Origin of the sequence: Frankia sp. AiPs1 (genome assembly GCF_023716945.1) — a bacterium.
Taxonomy (GTDB): Bacteria; Actinomycetota; Actinomycetes; order Frankiales; family Frankiaceae; genus Frankia.
In genome coordinates this window covers 1-2,920 of sequence record NZ_JAMQQF010000675.1, presented here as the reverse complement: position 1 = coordinate 2,920, position 2,920 = coordinate 1, and the positions used below count along the sequence as shown (strand labels likewise).

Sequence of the window (2,920 nt, the reverse complement as noted above, 5' to 3'; positions counted from 1 at the left end):
GCCCGCACGTCGCCGTGGTGGCGCGCCGCCCCGCGGCGATCGCGGAGGTGGCCCGGATCGGCGCCCGCCTGGGCGTCGAGGTGACGGCGCTGCCCTGGGAGCTGCTCGCCACCGGCCTGCCCACCGGCCCGGACCTCGTCATCGCCACCACCCCCGCCGGCGCGACCGACCCCCTCGCGACCCGCCGCTGGCCGGCGTCCAGCCAGCTTGTCGAGCTGCTCTACCACCCGTGGCCGACCGCTTTGGCCGCCGCCGCCTACCGGGCCGGCGCCCGCGTCGCCAGCGGCCTGGAGATCCTCGCCGCCCAGGCCGTCGGGCAGGTCGAGCACTTCACGGGCCGGCGCGTTCCCGCCCGGGTGCTGTTGACCGCCGGCCAGGCCGCCCTCGACGAACGCATGAACGCGAAGGTCGTCGCCGGCTCCGACACCGACGGTGCCGGCCCCGCCGGCGGGTGATGTTCGGGCTCAGCCTGCTGATGGCGCTGGTGGCGCTCGCGGTGGCGATGCCGGTCGGGCACCGGGTGGTGGCGGGGGTGCCCGCACCGGACGGAGCCGAGCCGCACCGCGCCGCTCCCGGGAGGGTGGCCCTGGGGATCGCTACGACGGTGGTGGTGGCCGCGGTGACCACCGTCCTGCACCGTCATCCTGGCTGGTTACCGGCCTATCTGTACCTCGGGGTGGTCGGCGTGTGGCTGGCCGCGATCGACGTGCGGGTGCACCGGCTGCCGGACCACCTGGTGCTGCCGTCCTACTCGGTGCTGGCCGTGCTGTTCGGGGCCGCCGCGCTGGTCGATGACGCGCCGGATCGCCTGCTGCGGGCGGTGCTGGCCGGCGCCGCCTGCTGGCTGGCCTTCCTGGCGCTGTACCGGCTGCCGGGCGCCGGCCTCGGCCGGGGCGACGTCAAGCTGGTGGGCCTGCTCGGCGGGGCGCTGGGCTGGCTGGGCTGGTCGAGCGTGGTGTTCGGGATGTTCGCCGGGGTGGTTCTCGGCGGGGTGGCGGCGCTCGTGCTGCTCGCCGCCCGCCGGGCCGGCTGGCACGACCGGCTCGCCTACGGGCCGTTCCTGCTGACCGGAACCCTGCTGGCGGTCCTGGCCGGCGGCGGCTGACCGGAGCAGGCCGCAGCGGCTGACCGCAGCGGCTGACCGGAGCTGGCCGCAGCGGCCTGGCCCGGGTGTCTCGGTGGCGGTGGACGTGACCCGTAGCTCCTGACGCGACGTGCTCCGTCGGTGGTCGTGAAAGACTGGGGGCATGGTGCGTTGGTTGACTGCCGGGGAGTCGCACGGTCCCGCCCTGGTGGCCACGGTCGAGGGGCTGCCCGCGGGTATCCGGGTGACCAGTGACGACATCTCCGCGGAACTCGCCCGCCGGCGGCTCGGGCACGGCCGTGGGGCCCGGATGAGCTTCGAGCGGGACGTGGTCGAGCTGCTCGGTGGCCTGCGCCACGGCGTCTCGCTCGGCGGTCCGATCAGCGTCGTCGTCCGCAACAGCGAGTGGCCGAAGTGGGAGCGGGTCATGTCGCCCGACCCGGTTGACCCGGCCGCGCTCGCGGGCCTGGGCCGCAACGCCCCGCTCACCCGGCCCCGGCCGGGTCACGCCGACCTCGCCGGCATGCAGAAGTACGGCTTTGACGACGCCCGCCCGGTGCTGGAGCGCGCCAGCGCCCGCGAGACGGCCGCGCGGGTCGCGCTCGGCACGGCGGCCAAGGCGCTGCTTCGCCAGGCATACGGCATCGAGATCCTGTCCCACGTCGTCGCGATCGGCGCCGCCGAGGTCCCGCCGGGCCTGCCCGCGCCCACCTCGCTCGCGGCGGTCGACGCCGACCCCGTCCGCTGCGCCGACCAGGCGAGCAGCGAGCGGATGGTGGCCGAGATCGACGCCGCCCAGGCCGACTCCGACACCCTCGGCGGCATCGTCGAGGTGCTGGCCTACGGCTGCCCGCCGGGGCTCGGCAGCTACGTGCACGGCGACCGCCGCCTCGACGCGCGCCTCGCCGGCGAGCTCATGGGCATCCAGGCGATCAAGGGCGTCGAGTTCGGCGACGGATTCACCACGGCGCGCCGGCGCGGCTCGGTGGCGCACGACGAGATCGAGCCGGTCGGCGGAGTGGGCCGGCGGGTGCGGCGCGCCACCGACCGGGCCGGCGGCGTCGAGGGCGGCATGACCACCGGCGAGCCCCTGCGAGTCCGGGTGGCGATGAAGCCGATCTCCTCGCTCACCCGGCCGCTGGCCACCGTGGACGTGACCACCGGCGAGGCCGCGGTCGCGATCAATCAGCGGTCGGACGTGTGCGCGGTGCCCGCCGCGGGCGTCGTCACCGAGGCGATGGTCGCGCTCGTGCTCGCCGACGCGGCCCTGGAGAAGTTCGGCGGCGACTCGGTGGAGGAGACCCGGCGCAACTGCGAGGGGTACCTGAAGTCCCTGGTCATCCATTGACGCGGCGGTCATCCGCCGCTCGGGACATCCACTGGTACGCGACCACCACCGAGTCGGGGCATCCGCTGATCGGGTCGTCCACCGGTCATCGGGCACAACTGCAGACGGGGTAACAGGATCATGACTGGGGAGGCGGCGTCGGCGGCGTCGGCCGGGCCGCGTGCGGTCCTGGTCGGGGCGCCCGGCGCGGGCAAGACCACGGTGGGAACCCGGCTCGCGCAGCGGTGGGGCGTCGGGTTCCGCGACACCGACGCGGACGTCGAGGCGGAGCTCGGCCGCAGCGTCGCCGACATCTTCATCGAGTTCGGCGAGGAGTACTTCCGGGCCGCGGAGGCGCGGGCGGTGGCCGCCGCGCTCGCCGAGCATCGCGGGATCGTCGCCCTCGGCGGCGGGGCCGTCCTCGACGCCGACACCAGGGCGCTGCTCGCCGGCCACCGGGTCGTCTACCTGCAAGTCGGCGTGTCCGACGCGGTGCGCCGGGTCGGCCT

At 75.7% G+C, this 2,920-nt stretch carries 3 protein-coding genes and 1 pseudogene; all 4 read left to right on the top strand.

Annotated features, from left to right (window positions below; all coding sequences use genetic code 11):
- Positions 1-455 (top strand): annotated as a pseudogene (locus tag ND748_RS29240) (shikimate dehydrogenase); the annotation flags it as partial.
- Complete coding sequence (locus tag ND748_RS29235) at positions 455-1,105, top strand: prepilin peptidase (RefSeq protein ID WP_251749420.1); 651 nt, start codon at positions 455-457, stop codon at positions 1,103-1,105. The pseudogene ND748_RS29240 and the gene ND748_RS29235, both read left to right, overlap by 1 nt.
- Before the next feature lie 142 nt (positions 1,106-1,247).
- Positions 1,248-2,432 carry a chorismate synthase gene (gene aroC, locus ND748_RS29230; protein ID WP_251749419.1) on the top strand — a complete coding sequence of 395 codons (1,185 nt, stop codon included), beginning with the start codon at positions 1,248-1,250 and terminating at the stop codon, positions 2,430-2,432.
- A gap of 120 nt (positions 2,433-2,552) precedes the next feature.
- Positions 2,553-2,920: shikimate kinase (locus tag ND748_RS29225; protein ID WP_285902879.1), on the top strand; the 368-nt coding region annotated here is incomplete at its 3' end.